Origin of the sequence: Burkholderia pyrrocinia (genome assembly GCF_022809715.1) — a bacterium.
GTDB lineage: Bacteria > Pseudomonadota > Gammaproteobacteria > Burkholderiales > Burkholderiaceae > Burkholderia > Burkholderia pyrrocinia_C.
In genome coordinates, this window is the sequence record NZ_CP094459.1 from 2419748 (window position 1) to 2437047 (window position 17300).

A 17300-nucleotide genomic window follows, 5' to 3' on the forward strand; every position below is an offset into this window, starting at 1 on the left:
GTACCGGTAAACGTTGAGATTGTAGCGGATTAGCCGGGCAGTTCGTAACGTGGAATTCCCGCCCCCGCCTTCGGGGTCGCGCCCTCGCGCACCGCGCAGAGACGCTGGACGAACGCCTCGCGCGGCGCGGCGACGAAACCGTCCTCGTACGCGACCACCCGCAGGCGGCCGTGCACGGCGTCCAGCAGCTCGCCCGGGGCGAGCAGGAACGCGGGGTTGGACGGTTTGCCGACCGTTTCGTTTCCTTGCGCGAAAGTTTCGTAGATGAGCACACCGCCCGGCGCAACCGCATCGAGCAGATGGGGCCAGAGCGGACGATGCAGATAATGGGTGACGATCACGGCGGCAAACCGCTCGTCGGCCGGCAGCGGCCACGGCGCGCCTTCGAGATCGGCGTCGCGCGCATCGACGCCCGCGATCGTGCGCAACGCGGCCAGCGCGGCCGGGTCGCGGTCGAGCGCGACGACCGGATGCCCGTGCGACGCGAACCAGCGCGCATGGCGGCCGCCGCCCGCAGCGACGTCGAGCACCGCGCCGCCCGTCGGAACGAGCGTCGACCACCGGACGACCCAGCGCGACGGCTCGGCCTGTGCGACGTGGCCGCCCGCGGCGGCGATGACGGATTCGTTCATGCGCGCGGACCGGATCAGTTGTACGACAGGCCCATCGCGTCGCGCACGTCGCGCATCGTTTCCGTCGCGTACTTGCGCGCCTTGTCGCAACCGTCCGCGACGATCGCGCGCAGCAGCGACGGATCGTCCATGTACTTCTGCGCGCGCTCGAGCATCGGCTGCTGCTCGCGCAGGATGCCTTCGACGACCGGCTGCTTGCAGTCGAGGCAGCCGATGCCCGCCGAGCGGCAGCCCTTCTGCACCCACTCGCGCGTCGCTTCGTCCGTGTAGACCTGGTGCAGCTGCCACACCGGGCACTTGTCGGGATCACCCGGATCGGTGCGGCGCACGCGCGCCGGATCGGTCGGCATCGTGCGGACCTTCTTCGTGATCGTGTCGGCGTCTTCACGCAGGCCGATCGTGTTGCCGTACGACTTGGACATCTTCTGGCCGTCGAGGCCCGGCATCCGGGACGCTTCGGTCAGCAGCGCCTGCGGCTCGACGAGGATGATCTTGCGCGCGCCTTCGAGATAGCCGAACAGGCGCTCGCGGTCGCTCATCGACAGGCTCTGCGATTCCTGCAGCATCGCACGCGCCTGTTCGAGCGCCTCGTCGTCGCCTTCCTGCTGATACGCGTTGCGCAGCTCATGATAGAGCTTCGCGCGCTTGCCGCCGAGCTTCTTCGCGGCCTCGAGCGCCTTCTCCTCGAAACCCGGCTCACGACCGTACAGGTAGTTGAAGCGGCGCGCGATCTCGCGCGTCATCTCGACGTGCGGCACCTGATCCTCGCCGACCGGCACAAGCGAGCCGCGATACAGCAGGATGTCGGCCGCCATCAGCACCGGATAGCCGAGGAAGCCGTAGGTCGACAGGTCCTTGTCCTTCAGCTTCTCCATCTGCTCCTTGTAGGTCGGCACGCGTTCGAGCCAGCCGAGCGGCGTGCTCATGCCGAGCAGCAGTGCGAGCTCCGCATGCTCGGGCACCTTGCTCTGGATGAACAGCGTCGCCTGCGCCGGATCGATGCCGGACGCGAGCCAGTCGATCAGCACGTCCCAGACGTTCTTCTCGATGACCTCGGGAGTCTCGTAGTGCGTCGTCAGCGCATGCCAGTCGACGACGCAGAAGAAGCACGGGTACTCGGACTGCAGTTTCACCCAGTTTTTCAGCACGCCGTGGTAATGACCGAGGTGCAGCGACCCGGTGGGTCGCATGCCGGAGAAAATACGTTCTGGGAACATGATTGTCGTTAGAAAAGCGAGGCGAATGGGGACAGGATGGCGCTCAGCACGGCATAGCCGACGTTGACGAGCGGGCGCAGCCAGAAGTTCGTCAGCACGCCCGTCGCGACCAGCACGAGGACGATGATGAAACCGTACGGCTCGATGCGCGACAGCGCGATCGATTGCTTCGGCGGCAGCAGCGCCGCCAGGATGCGGCCGCCGTCGAGCGGCGGCAGCGGAAACAGGTTCAGCACGCCGAGCACGAGGTTCGCGCTGACGCCGGCAAACGCCATCCGCGTGAAGAACGGTTCGTCGACGCCGACCGCGGGCAGCACGAGGGTCAGCAGGCCCCAGATCAGCGCCTGCACGAAGTTGCAGGCCGGACCCGCGAGCGCTACCCACAGGCTGCCCCAGCGCGGATCGCGAAGGTTGCCGAACGAAACCGGCACCGGCTTCGCATAGCCGAACAGGAACGCGCCGCCCGTCAGGAAATACATCGCGAGCGGGATCGCGATCGTGCCGATCGGATCGATGTGGCGCATCGGATTGAACGACACGCGCCCCATTACGTAGGCGGTGTTGTCGCCGAGCAGGCGGGCGGCGTAGCCGTGCGCGGCCTCGTGCAACGTGATCGCGAAGATCACGGGCAGTGCGTAGACGGCGATGGTCTGTATCAGGGAAGCATCCATATCGCGTTATTGTAACAAGCGCCTTCGCGCAAAAAACGGAACGTCGCGCGCTTACGCGGCCGAGAGTCCGAACGGTTCGAGCGCGCCGCGCCCCGCGCGCACGAGTTCCGGCTCGTCGCCCGTCAGGTCGATCACCGTCGACGGCTCGCGCGGGCACGCGCCGCCGTCGATCACGAGATCGACCTGTTTCTCGAGCCGCGCACGGATGTCTTCGGGATCGTTGAGCGGCTCGTCGTCCGGCGGCAGGATCAGCGTCGTGCCGAGCAGCGGCTGGCCGAGCGATTCCAGCAGCGCGAGCGTGATCGCGTGATCGGGCACCCGCAACCCGATCGTCTTGCGTGACGGGTGCGACAGCCGGCGCGGCACTTCCTTCGTCGCCTGCAGGATGAATACGTACGGGCCCGGCGTCACCGACTTGATCTGCCGGTACTGGCGGTTGTCGACCATCGCGAAGTTGGCGAGCTCCGACAGGTCGCGCACGAGCAGCGACAGGTGCTGTTTCTCGTCGAGGCCGCGAATCCGGCGCACCCGCTCGACCGCATCCTTGTCGTCGAGATGGCACGCGAGCGCATAGCTCGAATCGGTCGGCATCGCGATCACGCCGCCCTTGCTGACGATCTCGACGGCCTGCTTGATCAGGCGCGGCTGCGGATTATCCGGATGAATCCTGAAGAACTGGGACATGGAAGCAGGTAAAGAGGGAGAAGTCGGATGCGCGCGTCGGCCACGACGCGGGCGACGGGCAACCGCCCGATGTCAGAGCCAGCGCTCCCAGACCGGTGTCAGGTCGGATGGCAGCGGCGGCAGGCTGCCGAGCTCGACGCGGCCCTCGCCCGGCGCGTGGAAATCCGAGCCGCGCGACACTTCGAAGCCGAAGCGGCGGGCAACGTCCGCATATTCGCGGTACTGGTCGGGCGTGTGGCTGCCCGTGATGACCTCGATCGCGCGGCCGCCCAACTCGATGAACTCGGCGAAGAACGCGTCGAATTCGACGGGCGTATAGCGGTAACGGCCCGGATGCGCGACCACGGCTTCGCCGCCCGCCGCGCGGATCCACCCGACCGCATCGGACAGCGCGGCCCAGCGATGCGGGACGAACCCTGGCTTGCCGTCGCCGAGCAGGCGGTCGAACACGTCGGACGTCGATTCGGCGTGGCCGTGCTCGACGAGAAACCGCGCGAAGTGCGTGCGCGAGATCAGGTCGGGATTCGATACGTACTTCAGCGCGCCTTCGTACGCGCCGGGGATGCCGAGCGTCTCGAGTTGCGCACCGATCGCCACCGCGCGCGCCGCGCGGCCGTGGCGCGTGCGGTACAGGCCGTCGACGAGCGTCGGGTTCGCGGGATCGATGTTCAGGCCGACGATATGCACGGTGCGCGATGCCCACGTGACCGAAATCTCGACGCCGCTCAGGTAGCGCATGCCGAGCGCTTCCGCCTCGCTGCGCGCCTCCGCCTGGCCGCCGATCTCGTCGTGGTCGGTCAGCGCCCACAGGGTCACGCCGCCGGCATGGGCGCGGCGCGCGACGTCGGCAGGCGACAGCAACCCGTCGGAAACATTCGAATGGCAGTGGAGATCGGCGTTCATTGTCGGCATGGCAGGTAAGGCTTCATTCTACTGCAATGCGGCAATTGCACCGCCAGCCTGCCCCGCCGCCGCCGTCGCGGACCTACGCGCAGAATGCCTCGATCAGCGCCGCGATCTGCTCGGGCTGGTCGTGATGCACCATGTGGCCGGCATCCTCGACGAGCTTCTCGCGCCAGTCGGGGAACGCGTTGAAACGCGCCTTGAATTCCGGCAGCGGGATGTCGCCGGCGAGGTGCGCGAGCGTCGGCGAATTGACGGCCTCGACGTGCAGTACCTTCGCGCGCACCTGCGCCCAGGTGGCCATCACCTCGTCGAGCCGGTACAGCAGCGGCCCCGGCATCTTGTGCGCGGGGTCGGCCAGCAGGTGGTAGAGGCCGTCGTCGCCGCGCTTCGACCAGTGCGCGGCGAGGAACGCGGCGCGGCGCGGGTCGAGCCGCGGATTGGTCCTGGTCAGGCGCGCCGCCACGTCGTCGAGGGACGCGTACGGGCGCAGCGCGGGCGGCTCGCGCAGTTCGTCCAGCCAGCCGCGCAGCCGGCGCGGCGCCTGCCCGGCCCGCGCGGGCGCGAGCCCGAAACCCTCGAGGTCGACCACGCGCCGCACGCGTTCCGGCCGCGCGCCCGCGTACAGGCACACGACGTTCGCGCCCATGCTGTGTCCGATCAGGTTGACTTCGCCGGTCGGCGCATAGTGATCGACGAGCGCATCGAGGTCGCCCAGGTATTCGTGGAACCAGTAGTGGCCGCCGCCCTGTCGCGCGACCGGCCAGTCGGACAGCCCGAAGCCACGCGCATCGGGTGCGATCACCTGCCAGTCGCCCGCGAGCGCATCGACGACGAACTGGAACGACGCCGCGACGTCCATCCAGCCGTGCAGCATGAACAGCGTCGGCGCATCGGGCCGGCCCCAGCGCCGCACATGCAGCTTCACGCCGCGCACCGTGACGAAATCGGAAACAGAACTCGACGCACTCATTGCAGCCGCCAGAAAAAAGAATGATCGTTCGATTATAGCGGTGGTGCCACAGTTCAGGCGGTCGGCATTCGAGGCACTTCTCTAGCGTAGCGGCGGTGCGAGGGCCGGCCGGACCGGCCGCGCGTCCCGCCGGGAAACGCGATCCGCCGGGCGAGCGGGCCGGCCGGCGGCGGCACGCGTGCGGCGACAAACGATACGCAGCCGGACGCGATCCGGCTAACGCGCCGCATTTCCGGCCGCTGCGTCCTGCGCGGCCAGTTCGTCGAGTTCGGCCTGCTCGAATCCGGCGTCACGACGCGCATCGAAGTTGAACGGGCCGCGCAGTCGTGGCGCGTGGTATTGCTCGGCAAGCTGGCGGTAGGCCGACACCGGATCGCGGCCGGTTTCGTCGCACAGATGCCGGAACCAGCGGTTGCCGATCGCGACATGACCGACCTCGTCGCGCAGGATCACATCGAGGATCGCAGCCGACGCATCGTCGCCCGCCTGTACGAGCCGCGCACGGATCGGCGGCGAAGCATCGAGCCCGCGGGCCTCGAGCGTGCGCGGCACGAGCGCCATGCGCGCCAGCACATCGCCCTTGGTCCGCTCGCACATCTCCCACAGCCCGTTGTGCGCGGGAAAATCGCCGTACGCATGCCCGAATGCTGCCAGCCGGTCGGACAGCAGCGTGAAGTGATAGGCCTCCTCGGCCGCGACCTTCAGCCAGTCCGCATAAAACGCGTCCGGCAGGCCCGCAAAGCGCCAGACCGCATCGAGCGCCAGATTGATCGCATTGAATTCGATATGGGCGAGCGCGTGCAGCAGCACCGCGCGCCCTTCGGGCGAACGCATGCTGCGCCGCTCGAGCTGGCGCGGCTCGACCAGCGTCGGACGTTCCGGGCGCCCGGGCAGGCCGGCCGGTTCACGCAGTTCGAGCGACGGTGCGATCGCGGCCTGCCCGGCCAGCAGCGCGTCGTACAGCGAACGCACCTGCGCGGCCTTGGCCGCGGGTTCGGATGCGCGCAGCGCGTCGAGCGCGGCGTGGCGCACGCAAACCGGCGCATGACCGAAAGAAGAAGACTCCATGCTCATAAACGGGGACACCCTGCATGCGCATCGCGGGAGCGCACGCACGCGACGGTTTACAATATGCGATCGTTCCGCGGCGCCATGCGCCGGGCAAACCAGACGCGCCATTCTACCGGCGCCCATCACCGAAGAGACAAGGAGACTCCGTGACGATCTACAAGCTGGGCGATACGGCCCCGACGATCCACGAAAGCGTATTCGTCGCCGATACGGCGGCCATCATCGGCAAGGTCGTGCTCGAGGAAAACGCGAGCGTCTGGTTCGGCGCGACGATACGCGGCGACAACGAGACGATTGCCGTCGGCGCCGGCAGCAACGTCCAGGAAGGCGCGGTACTGCACACGGACCCCGGCTTTCCGCTGACGATTGCCGAAAACGTGACGATCGGGCACCAGGCGATGCTGCACGGCTGCACGATCGGCGAAGGTTCGCTGATCGGTATTCAGGCGGTGGTCTTGAATGGAGCGGTCATCGGCCGCAACTGTCTGGTTGGTGCCGGTGCGGTCGTGACGGAAGGCAAGACGTTCCCGGACAATTCGCTGATTCTCGGCGCACCGGCGAAAGTCGTGCGCGAGCTGTCGGCGGAAGACATCGCGCGGCTGCGCGCGAACGCGAAGACGTACGTCGAGCGGCGTGCGCATTTCAAGGAGCAACTCGTGCGGATCGGGTGATTCGCGCGGATTTCAAGGAAGAAGAGTGAGCGACCAGTTACAGAAATTCATGTTCAATGCGGCGCCCGTGCGCGGCGAGATCGTTTCGCTGCGCAATACGTGGCAGGAAGTGCTCGCCCGCCGCGACTACCCTGCCCCCGTGCGCACGGTGCTCGGCGAGATGATGGCCGCGTGCGCGCTGCTGTCCGCGAACCTGAAATTTCACGGCACCCTGATCATGCAGATCTTCGGCGACGGGCCGGTCCAGATGCTGGTCGTCCAGTGCGGTTCGGATCTGTCGATGCGGGCCACCGCGAAGTTCTCCGGCGACGCGGCGCAAACGATCGGCGACGACACGAGTTTCGCGTCGCTCGTCAACGCGAGCGGCCACGGCCGCTGCGTGATCACGCTCGACCCGGCCGACAAGCTGCCGGGCCAGCAGCCGTACCAGGGCATCGTGCCGCTGAACGGTGTCGACGGCCCGCTCGAATCGGTATCGCAGGTGCTCGAGCATTACATGCACCACTCGGAGCAGCTCGACACGCGGCTGTGGCTCGCGGCCGATCGCGACCGTGCGGTCGGCATGCTGCTGCAGAAGCTGCCGGGTGACGGCGGCATCGTGCCGCGCAACGCAGAAACCGATATCGACACGTGGGAGCGCGTCTGCACGCTCGGCGGCACGCTGTCCGCGAAGGAGCTGCTCGAAGTCGAACCGGAAGTCGTGTTCCGCCGGCTGTTCTGGCAGGAGAACGTGCAGCACTTCGAGCCGGCCGGCACGCGCTTCCAGTGCTCCTGCTCGCGCGAGAAGGTCGGTGCGATGCTGCGCATGCTCGGCCGCGACGAAGTCGACAGCGTGATCGTCGAGCGCGGCCACGTCGAGATCCACTGCGAGTTCTGCAACCAGCGCTACGAATTCGATCCCGTCGACGTCGCGCAGTTGTTCGCGGCGCCCGGCGTCGAGACCGGCATCGCGCCGGCAACCGGCCAGCGTCACTGAGCGGCGCGCCCGATGCCCGCCGTCCGGGTGCGGGCGCATAATGACGCACGAGCGCCGCACGCACGACGCCGAAGGCTCGGCCTTCGGCGCAAGCCGCTTCCCGCCGTCGGCGCGCTGCAGGAGAAACACATGAATCGCCCGTTTCGCACCATCGTCCTGACGAGCGTTGCCGCCGGCACGCTCGCGCTTGCCGGCTGCGCGATGCCGCCGCCGCCCTCCACGATCCTGAGCCGCCTGCCCGAACCGGGCGCGTCGGGCGGCCAGCCGCCGGCGCTGTCGAGCGCCGAACGCAAGCGCTACGACGAGATCGACCGGCAGGTGCTGCGCGAACAGAACAGCGCGATGGCGGCCGAGGCAGCCGCGCGCGCGTGGGCCTATTATTCGCCGCCGCCCGTGACCGTCTATGGCGGGTATTACGGCGGATGGGGAAATCGCTGGGGAACGGGCATCGGCTACGGCTATCCGGGCTGGTGGTGGTAAGCGATCGCCCGGACGATTGAACACTGGCAGGAAATAAAAAAGCGCGGCATTTCCCGCGCTTTTTCAATGGGTTCGAGCTGCCGCGCTCAGTGATGCGCGGCCTTGCCCTTGTCGCCGCCATGATGCCGCGACGGCTTCGCGATCGACTGCGGATTCGGCACGACACGCACCGGCGCCGCCGACACGGCACCGCGCGTCGACGTGTTCGAAGGCGTGTTGTTCAGCGGCACCGCCGGTGCATTCGGCGACACGAACTGCACGAATACTTCGCCGTCCTTCACCATGCCCATCTCGTAGCGCGCGCGCTCCTCGATGGCCGCGGTACCGCCCTGCAGATCCTGCACTTCGCCTGCGGTCCGCTCGTTGCGCAGCTTCTCGTCCGCATTCTTCTGCAGCTGGTCGCCGAGCTGCTGACGCAATTCATGCACCCGCAGCCAGCCGCCGTGTCCCCACCATAGGGGGTACTGAATGAGCGCCAGCAAGGCAATCAGGACGACAGTGACAAGCCGCATGTAAGAGACGCAGATATAAGAAGCGCCGCTCCGCGCACATGCACAGAGCGGCGTCGATATGACGAACCCGATATTAGCGCGTTAGCGCAGGTTATAGAAAGCCGATTTACCCGGGTAGCTCGCGATGTCGCCGAGATCTTCCTCGATGCGCAGCAGCTGGTTGTACTTCGAGATGCGGTCGCTGCGCGACAGCGAACCCGTCTTGATCTGACCGGCGTTCAGGCCGACCGCGATGTCCGCGATCGTCGAATCTTCCGTTTCGCCCGAGCGGTGCGAGATCACGGCCGTGTAGCCCGCGCGCTTCGCCATTTCGATCGCCGCGAACGTTTCGGTCAGCGTACCAATCTGGTTGATCTTGATGAGGATCGAGTTCGCGATGCCCTTCTCGATGCCTTCCTTCAGGATGCGCGTGTTCGTGACGAACAGGTCGTCGCCGACGAGCTGCACCTTCTTGCCGAGGCGATCGGTCAGCAGCTTCCAGCCTTCCCAGTCGCTTTCGTGCATGCCGTCCTCGATCGACACGATCGGGAACTTGTCGGCGAGCGTCGCGAGGTAGTCGGTGAATTCGGCCGACGACAGTTGCAGGCCTTCGCCCGCGAGCTGGTACTTGCCGTCGTGGTAGAACTCGGATGCCGCGCAGTCGAGCGCGAGCAGCACGTCCTCGCCCGCACGGTAGCCGGCCTTTTCGATCGCCTGCAGGATCGTCGACAGGCACTCGTCGTTGCTGCCGAAGTTCGGCGCGAAGCCGCCTTCGTCGCCGACTGCCGTGCTCATGCCGCGGTCGCTCAGGATCTTCTTCAGTGCGTGGAACACTTCCGCGCCGCAACGCAGGGCTTCACGGAACGTCGGCTGGCTCACCGGGACGATCATGAATTCCTGGATGTCGAGGCTGTTGTTCGCGTGCGCGCCGCCGTTGACGATGTTCATCATCGGCACCGGCAGCTGCATCGCGCCCGAACCGCCGAAATAGCGGTACAGCGGCAGGCCTGCCTCTTCGGCGGCAGCCTTCGCGACGGCCATCGACACGGCCAGCATCGCGTTCGCGCCGAGGCGCGACTTGTTGTCGGTGCCGTCCAGCTCGAGCAGCGTCTTGTCGAGGAACGCCTGTTCCGACGCGTCGAGGCCCATGATGGCTTCGGAGATTTCGGTGTTGATGTGCTCGACTGCCTTCAGCACGCCCTTGCCGTTGTAGCGGCCGGCTTCGCCGTCGCGCAGTTCGATCGCTTCACGCGAGCCCGTGGACGCGCCCGACGGCACCGCCGCGCGGCCCATCGTGCCCGATTCGAGCAGCACGTCGCATTCGACGGTGGGGTTGCCGCGCGAATCCAGAATCTCGCGGCCGATGATATCTACGATTGCACTCATGGGTTTCCTCTGAGAATGACGATGGATTCTTCAAACTGCGACGGCGCGCGTGCCGGAACCGCTTTCGCTACTGACGCGCGAAGCCGCCGCAAGGTTCATTCGATCTTTAATTGAAATCGTTTTCCAGGAACGGGTTGCGCTTCACCGCCTGGTCGAGCGTGACGAGGGTCTCCAGCAGCGCGCCCATCCGGTTCAGCGGCACCGCGTTCGGGCCGTCCGACTTCGCCTCGGCCGGATTCGGGTGCGTTTCCATGAAGAGGCCCGCGACGCCCGTCGCGACCGCCGCACGCGCGAGCACCGGCACGAATTCGCGCTGGCCGCCCGAGCTCGTACCCTGCCCGCCCGGCAGTTGCACCGAGTGGGTCGCGTCGAATACGACGGGCGCGTTCGTTTCGCGCATGATCGCGAGCGAACGCATGTCCGACACGAGATTGTTGTAGCCGAACGAGACGCCGCGCTCGCACGCCATGAAGCGGTCTTCCGACAGCCCCGCTTCACGTGCCGCGTCGCGCGCCTTGTCGATCACGTTCTTCATGTCGTGCGGCGCGAGGAACTGGCCCTTCTTGATGTTGACGGGCTTGCCCGAGCGCGCGCATGCGTGGATGAAATCGGTCTGGCGGCACAGGAACGCGGGCGTCTGCAGCACGTCGACGACCGACGCGACCTGCTCGATCTCTTCGATCGAATGCACGTCGGTCAGCACCGGCAGCCCGAGCTGGCGCTTCACCTCGGACAGGATCCGCAGGCCCTCGTCCATTCCGAGGCCGCGAAACGACTTGCCCGAGCTGCGATTCGCCTTGTCGTAGGACGACTTGTAGATGAACGGAACGTTCAGCTTCGCGCAGATCTCCTTCAGGCGGCCCGCCGTGTCGATCGTCATTTGCTCCGATTCGACGACGCAGGTACCCGCGATCAGGAAGAAAGGCTTGTCGAGACCGACCTCGAAATCGCACAGCTTCATGCTTTCACTCCGCGCGCTTGCTTGTTGGCGAGCGCGGCTTCGACGAACGACTTGAACAGGGGATGACCGTCACGCGGCGTGGACGTGAATTCCGGGTGGAACTGCACGCCGACGAACCACGGGTGCATCGAGCGCGGCAGCTCCATCATTTCCGGCAGATCCTCGCTCGGGGTACGCGCGCTGATGATAAGGCCGCCGCTTTCGAGCTGCGGCACGAAGCGGTTATTGACTTCATAACGGTGGCGATGACGCTCGTTCACGTCCTTGCCGTAGATTTCTTCCGCCATCGTGCCGGGCTTGATCGGGCAGCGCTGCGAGCCGAGGCGCATCGTGCCGCCGAGATCGGATTCCTCGGTGCGCGTCTCGACCTTGCCGTCGCGGTCGTACCACTCGGTGATCAGCGCGACCACGCGTTCCGGCGTGTCCGGATCGAATTCCGTGCTGTTCGCCTGCTTCAGGCCGACGACGTCGCGCGCGAACTCGATCACCGCGAGCTGCATGCCGAGGCAGATGCCGAGATAAGGCACCTTCGCCTCGCGCGCATAGCGGATCGCCGCGATCTTGCCTTCGGTGCCGCGACGGCCGAAACCGCCCGGGACCAGCACCGCGTCGAGGTGCTTCAGGCTGTCGACGCCGTTCGTCTCGATCTCTTCCGAGTCGATGTACTCGATGTTGACCTTGGTCGACGTGTGCAGCGATGCGTGACGCAGCGCCTCGATCAGCGACTTGTACGATTCGGTCAGGTCGACGTACTTGCCGACCATGCCGATCGTCACTTCGTGCTTCGGGTTCTCCAGCTTCTCGACGAGTTCCGACCACATGCTCAGGTCGGCATCGTGCGGCGTCAGCTTCAGCTCGTCGCAGATGATCTTGTCGAGGCCCTGGTCGTGCAGCATCTGCGGAATCTTGTAGATGCTGTCGGCGTCCCACACCGAGATCACGGCGTCTTCCGGCACGTTCGAGAACATCGAGATCTTCTTCGATTCGTCGTCGGGGATGCGGCGATCCGCGCGGCACAGCAGCACGTGCGGCAGGATGCCGATCTCGCGCAGCTTCTGCACGCTGTGCTGGGTCGGCTTCGTCTTCAGCTCGCCGGCCGTCGCGACGTACGGCACCAGCGTCAGGTGCACGAAGCACGCGCTGTTGCGGCCGAGGCGCAGGCTCATCTGGCGCGCGGCTTCAAGGAACGGCAGCGACTCGATGTCGCCGACCGTGCCGCCGATCTCGACGATCGCGACATCCGGCTCGCCGCAGGTGGCCGATGCGGCCCCGCGCTCGATGAACGCCTGGATCTCGTTCGTGATGTGCGGAATGACCTGCACGGTCTTGCCGAGATAGTCGCCGCGGCGTTCCTTGCGGATCACCGATTCGTAGATCTGGCCGGTCGTGAAGTTGTTGGCCTTGCGCATCTTCGTGCTGATGAAGCGCTCATAGTGGCCGAGGTCGAGGTCCGTCTCCGCTCCATCTTCCGTCACAAACACTTCGCCGTGCTGGAACGGGCTCATCGTGCCGGGGTCGACGTTGATGTAGGGATCGAGTTTGAGGAGGGTGACTTTCAGACCGCGCGATTCGAGGATCGCGGCGAGGGAAGCGGCGGCAATGCCCTTGCCAAGGGAAGAAACTACGCCGCCGGTGACGAAAACATATTTGGTCATCGCTGGATGCTCGCGGGAAAAACGGATTATACCGTAAAGCCCGCCCTTTTCTCAGCAACTGACGTGATGATCGCGCCCTTTCGGGCGGACCCGCGCCAACCGCGCGCCGGGGGGAGAACCGGCCGGCCGGTCGGCGCGGCGGGCACCCGCCACGGCGCGTACCAGCCGCCGGACGAAGCGTCAGGCGCGCCTCGCGAGCGGCGCGCCGCCCTCTTCCGCCTTCAGCGAATTCAGCATCCGCTGCAATGCACGGGCGGTCTCGAGCGGCCTCTCCATCGGGAACAGGTGGCTGCCCTCGAGCCATTCGACGTGCCCGCGCGCCGCACGGCGTGTCGCGTCGAGCCCGACCTGCCGCACCTCGCGCGAACGCGTGCCGGCGAGAAAACCGATCGGCACCGGCGCGCCGTGCGCGAGCCGCGGGCCGAGCGTGTGCGGCAGCGTCCGGTAGATCAGGTATTCGACCTGCCGGTCGAACGCGAGCGCACGCTCGCCGTCGGCACCGGCCTGCGGAATGCCGTAGTCGATGTAGTCGGCCAGCATCCGTTCGTCCCAGCGCGCGAACGCGGGCTTCTCGCGGAAATGCCGCCAGACTTCGTCGCGGCTCACCCAGTGCGTGCGCCGGTTGCGGGTCGCGGCGGCCGGCGACAGCCGCTCGTCGAGCCCCGCCCACTGGCTCGCGCGCAACGCGCCCGCACGCCAGCCCGCGATGATCGGCGAATCGATCATCACAACGCCGCGCACCCATTGCGGCTTCTTCAGTGCGGCCATCAGCGACAGGTAGCCGCCGAGCGAATGGCCGACCAGCCAGACGGGACGCTCGTAGCGGCTGCCGATGTCGTCGAGCAGCTGTTCGACGAGATGCGGCCAGTCGCGCGTCACCGGGTAGCGGCGGTCGTGGCCGATCCGTTCGATGTAGCGCAGCTCGTAGTCGTCGGCCAGTTCGGCGAAGATCGTCCGGTACGTCGACGCCGGAAAGCCGTTCGCATGCGAGAAGTGGAGGATGTCCTTCAAATGCCGATGTCTCCTTTGTCGACGGGAGTGAGTGCTTTGGCATTTACTCCCGTCCCATGCTTCGCGTTCTGCCGGGCCCGTGCTTCGGCACTTTTCGCGGGGCCCCTGCATTCTCTATAAACCGGCCCTCGCCCCGCTCAACGGTCCATCCAGTACCGCCGCCGTACGTCGCGATAACGCTCGAATGCGAACCCGCCGTCGGCCGGTGCGACGTCGAACCGCACGGCGCCGTCGAGATCGGTGCGCGGCAGCGGAATCCCGCGTGCCTCGTAGCGCGCGAGGACGGTCCGGTGCGGATGTCCGAAACGATTGCGATAGCCTACAGGAAATACCGCGACGCGCGGCCCGACCGAATCGAGGAAAGGCTCGACCGACGACGTGCGGCTGCCGTGGTGCGGAACGACCAGGATCTGCGCGGCCAGCGCGTCGCGCGCGGCGTCCACGAGCTGGCGTTCGGTGCGTGCCTCGATGTCGCCCGTCAGCAGCGCGGACGTGCCGCCCGCGTCGATGCGCAGCACGCACGATTGCCCGTTCGACGCGCCCGTGCCCGGGCCGCCCGGTGGCCAGAGCATCGTGAAGACGACGCCGTCCCAGGTCCAGCGCTGCCCGGCCGCGCACGGCAGCCGGTCGACGACGCCGGCGGCCGTCGCGTCGCGCCACAGCCGGTTCTTCGGCGCAATGCCGGCCAGCAGCTGGCGCACGTCGGCTGCCGCATAGACGGCCGGCGCGCCGCCCGCGTGATCGGCGTCCGCGTGACTGAGCACGAGCGAATCGATCACCGCGATGCCGCGCGAGCGCAACGCCGGCGCGACGATCCGCGCGCCGGCATGCGTCGACTCCGCGCCCGGCCCCGCATCGAACAGCAAGGTTCGGCGTGCGGTCTCCACCAGCACCGACGCGCCCTGCCCGACGTCGAGCACGGTCAGCCGGAAGCCGCCCGGCGGCGGTGCATCGGATGCCGGCGCGACGAGCGGCAGCCACGTGAGCAGCGCCGCCCAGCGCAACGGCCAGCCGCGCGGCATCAGCGCCCATGCGACGCCCACGCACGCAAGCGCCAGCACCGGCCAGTCGGGCATGCGCAGCCAGAACACGCCGGCCGGCCAGTCGGCGAGATACCCGAGCAGCGTCATCATCGGTTCGAGCGCCGCATGCGCAAGCCGGAACGCGTACGCATCGAGCGGTGCGGGCAGTGCGATGCCGGCCAGCACGATCGGCGTCACGACCGTGCTCACCCAGGGAATCGCGAATGCATTGCCGAACGGGCCAGATAGCGAAATCTGCGCGAACCACGCCGCCGTCAGCGGTGCGAGACCGATCGTCACCGCATACTGCACGCGCGTGGCCTCGGCGATACGGCGCGCGGCGCGCGTACCCCACGCACGCAACCGGCTCGACAGGCCGGCCGTATCGTTGCCCTCCTCGCCTTGCGCGTCGACCTCGCGCGCCGCGCGCCAGCCGGCGACGGTCAGCAGAATGACGGCGACCGCCCCGAACGACAGCCAGAACCCGGCCGACAGCACGGCCCACGGATCGGCAAGCAGCACGCCGCCGAGCGCCGCGCACAGCACCGCCGACGTCGGCACGCTGCGCCCGGCCAGATACGCGATGCCGCCGGCCGCGATCATCCACCACGCACGCTGCGCCGGCACGTTGAAACCGGCGAGCGCCGCATAGCCGGCCGCGGCCGCCAGCGCGGCAAGCGATGCCGCATACGGCGCCGGCAACACGAGCGTCGCGGCCCGCGCACGCCAGCGCAGCCGGCGCCAGACCATCGACACCAGCCCGCCCGCGATCGCGCCGACGAGCCCGACGTGCAGGCCGGAGATCGCGACCAGATGGCTCGTACCCGTGTTGCGCAGCACGCGCCAGTCGTCGTCGCCGATGCCGGACTGGTCGCCGATCGCGAGCGCGGCGACGATGCCACGATGGCCGGCGTCGACACCGAGCGTCTCGCCGATGCGCGCCCGCAGCACGTCGCGCAGCCGATCGATCGATGCACGCCAACCCGATGCATGCGCATCGAGCAATACCGACCGCCGCGGCGCGCTGACGTAACCGATCGCGCGAATGCCGGCGGCGAGCCACGCCGCCTCGCTGTCGCGCACGCCGGCATTGGCCTCGGCGTGCGGGCGCTTCAGGCGCACGACGAAGCGCCAGCGCTGCGCGGCACGCAGCTCGGGAAGCGGATCGCGCGTCGCGGATGCGCCATACGCGCGCCACGACAGCCGGATCAATGGCGGGAAACGGGCCAACCCCGCATCGTTCGACTCGACCGCGAGCAGCAGCCGCGCGCCCGTGTCGTCGACGACGGGCAGCCCCCGGATCACGCCGGTGACGACGATGTCGCGCCCTTCCCAGTCGACGGGCAAGCTGTCGCGCAGCCGCCATTCGGCCCGCGCCGCCGCGTAACCGAACCCCGCCACGCAGGCCGCGAGCGCACACAGCATCCATCCGAGCGCGATGGTCGTGCGCGTGCGCCGGCGACGCATGCACCACGCTCCCAGCGCCGCGCAACCGGCAAGCACGACCGCACAGATCGTCCATGCGATCGCGCCCGGCAACGCCGCCTGCCGCTGCAGCACGACGACGCCGAGCGCGAACGCGATCCACCACATGCGCATCGCGCCTCCTCGTCGACCTGGCGCCGCCATTGCGAATGCGGCGCCTTCCGGCAACGATTATGCGGACGAAAGTGCGAGTCGCGGCAGCGCGGCGAGCGCGTTAGCCGAAGTGGATAGGCCGAGTGAACTGGCGTCGAGACCGCGCAGTTCGGCGAGCACGTCACCGATGCGCGGCACCTGGTCGGGCGTGTTGCGGGATTTGTACGCCCATTCGGGCGCGATGTCGGGCGCGTCCGTCTCGACGACGATCGCGTCGAGCGGCAATTCCGTGGCGAGCCGACGGATCTGCAACGCGCGCGTGAATGTCACGTTGCCGCCGAAGCCGAGATGCAGCCCCTGCGCGAGATACGCTTCGGCCTGCTGGAAACTGCCGTTGAATGCATGCGCGATGCCGCGCCGCACGCCGAAGCGGCGCAGCCCCGCGAGCACGCGGTCCTGCGACTTGCGCACGTGGCACAGCACGGGCAGGTCGAATTCGCGCGCCAGCTTCAGCTGCCCCTGGTAGAAGAACTGCTGCCGGTCTTCGTCGAGCCCCGGCACGAAATAGTCGAGGCCGATCTCGCCGATCGCGACGAAGCGCGGATCGTCGAGACTCGCTTCGATCTCCATGCGCAGCCGGTCGAGATCCTCGTCGCGCGCGTGCGGCGTATACATCGGATGGATGCCGAGCGCATAGACGGCACCCGGCGTGCGCTGCGCAAGTTCGCGCACCGTCGTGAAGTTGTCGCGCCCGATGCTCGGGATCACGATGCGCGACACGCCGGCCGCGCGTGCCACCTGCGCGACCGCGTCACGATCGGCGTCGAACTCGGCGGCATCGAGATGGCAGTGCGTATCGATCCACATGACGGCATTCCTGTACCCCTCGCGCCGCGCCGGGACGAACCCGGCGGCCCG

General features: G+C 67.6%; 17 protein-coding genes. 3 read left to right on the top strand and 14 right to left on the bottom strand.

Annotated elements, in window-relative coordinates; all coding sequences use genetic code 11:
• Nucleotides 1-29: 29 nt before the first annotated feature.
• The 7 genes from MRS60_RS11235 to MRS60_RS11265 form a co-directional block, all read right to left on the bottom strand.
• On the bottom strand, nt 30-632 hold the full coding sequence (locus tag MRS60_RS11235) for a class I SAM-dependent methyltransferase (RefSeq protein ID WP_243564698.1): 603 nt from the start codon (nt 630-632) through the stop codon (nt 30-32).
• A 14-nt stretch (nt 633-646) separates the two neighbouring features.
• Complete coding sequence (locus MRS60_RS11240; protein ID WP_243564699.1) at nt 647-1849, bottom strand: tryptophan--tRNA ligase; 1203 nt, start codon at nt 1847-1849, stop codon at nt 647-649.
• Nucleotides 1850-1857: 8 nt separating this feature from the next.
• The gene (locus MRS60_RS11245) at nt 1858-2520 is read right to left on the bottom strand and encodes a site-2 protease family protein (RefSeq protein ID WP_034183579.1); all 663 of its coding nucleotides are present in this window, start codon (nt 2518-2520) and stop codon (nt 1858-1860) included.
• 51 nt (nt 2521-2571) lie between these two features.
• A complete protein-coding gene (locus tag MRS60_RS11250; RefSeq protein WP_122165479.1) occupies nt 2572-3204 on the bottom strand; it encodes an L-threonylcarbamoyladenylate synthase in 633 nt (210 codons plus the stop codon).
• Between the two features lie 72 nt (nt 3205-3276).
• Nucleotides 3277-4107, bottom strand: coding sequence for a 3',5'-nucleoside bisphosphate phosphatase (locus tag MRS60_RS11255; protein WP_034183603.1), 831 nt, complete (start codon nt 4105-4107; stop codon nt 3277-3279).
• 82 nt (nt 4108-4189) lie between these two features.
• Nucleotides 4190-5080 (bottom strand): alpha/beta fold hydrolase, encoded by an 891-nt coding sequence (locus tag MRS60_RS11260; protein WP_034183577.1) that lies wholly within the window; start codon nt 5078-5080, stop codon nt 4190-4192.
• 216 nt (nt 5081-5296) lie between these two features.
• Nucleotides 5297-6154, bottom strand: coding sequence for a ferritin-like domain-containing protein (locus MRS60_RS11265; RefSeq protein ID WP_034183576.1), 858 nt, complete (start codon nt 6152-6154; stop codon nt 5297-5299).
• A 143-nt stretch (nt 6155-6297) separates the two neighbouring features.
• On the opposite strand from MRS60_RS11265, the gene MRS60_RS11270 reads away from it, so the two are divergent.
• From MRS60_RS11270 to MRS60_RS11280, 3 genes are all read left to right on the top strand, one after another.
• A complete protein-coding gene (locus tag MRS60_RS11270; RefSeq protein ID WP_034183575.1) occupies nt 6298-6822 on the top strand; it encodes a gamma carbonic anhydrase family protein in 525 nt (174 codons plus the stop codon).
• A gap of 25 nt (nt 6823-6847) precedes the next feature.
• Nucleotides 6848-7798 (top strand): Hsp33 family molecular chaperone HslO, encoded by a 951-nt coding sequence (hslO, locus tag MRS60_RS11275; RefSeq protein ID WP_034183574.1) that lies wholly within the window; start codon nt 6848-6850, stop codon nt 7796-7798.
• A 129-nt stretch (nt 7799-7927) separates the two neighbouring features.
• Nucleotides 7928-8278, top strand: a complete 351-nt coding sequence (locus tag MRS60_RS11280) for a hypothetical protein (protein ID WP_243564700.1) — start codon at nt 7928-7930, stop codon at nt 8276-8278.
• 86 nt (nt 8279-8364) lie between these two features.
• Here the strand turns inward: MRS60_RS11280 and ftsB are convergent, their stop codons facing one another.
• The 7 genes from ftsB to MRS60_RS11315 all read right to left on the bottom strand — a co-directional run bounded on the left by ftsB (nt 8365) and on the right by MRS60_RS11315 (nt 17249).
• Complete coding sequence (ftsB, locus tag MRS60_RS11285; RefSeq protein ID WP_034183572.1) at nt 8365-8790, bottom strand: cell division protein FtsB; 426 nt, start codon at nt 8788-8790, stop codon at nt 8365-8367.
• An 81-nt stretch (nt 8791-8871) separates the two neighbouring features.
• Entirely contained in the window at nt 8872-10155 is a 1284-nt protein-coding gene (gene eno / locus MRS60_RS11290) for a phosphopyruvate hydratase (protein WP_011352544.1), read from the bottom strand.
• Between the two features lie 106 nt (nt 10156-10261).
• A complete protein-coding gene (gene kdsA / locus MRS60_RS11295) occupies nt 10262-11116 on the bottom strand; it encodes a 3-deoxy-8-phosphooctulonate synthase (RefSeq protein WP_034183571.1) in 855 nt (284 codons plus the stop codon).
• Nucleotides 11113-12771: a CTP synthase gene (locus MRS60_RS11300; protein ID WP_034183570.1), complete on the bottom strand. Its 1659-nt coding sequence runs from the start codon at nt 12769-12771 to the stop codon at nt 11113-11115. Before MRS60_RS11300 ends, kdsA begins: the two co-directional genes overlap by 4 nt.
• Nucleotides 12772-12951: 180 nt before the next feature.
• The gene (locus MRS60_RS11305; RefSeq protein ID WP_243564701.1) at nt 12952-13782 is read right to left on the bottom strand and encodes an alpha/beta fold hydrolase; all 831 of its coding nucleotides are present in this window, start codon (nt 13780-13782) and stop codon (nt 12952-12954) included.
• A gap of 137 nt (nt 13783-13919) precedes the next feature.
• Nucleotides 13920-16403 carry a DNA internalization-related competence protein ComEC/Rec2 gene (locus tag MRS60_RS11310; protein WP_243564702.1) on the bottom strand — a complete coding sequence of 828 codons (2484 nt, stop codon included), beginning with the start codon at nt 16401-16403 and terminating at the stop codon, nt 13920-13922.
• A gap of 57 nt (nt 16404-16460) precedes the next feature.
• The gene (locus tag MRS60_RS11315; protein ID WP_243564703.1) at nt 16461-17249 is read right to left on the bottom strand and encodes a TatD family hydrolase; all 789 of its coding nucleotides are present in this window, start codon (nt 17247-17249) and stop codon (nt 16461-16463) included.
• Nucleotides 17250-17300: the final 51 nt, after the last annotated feature.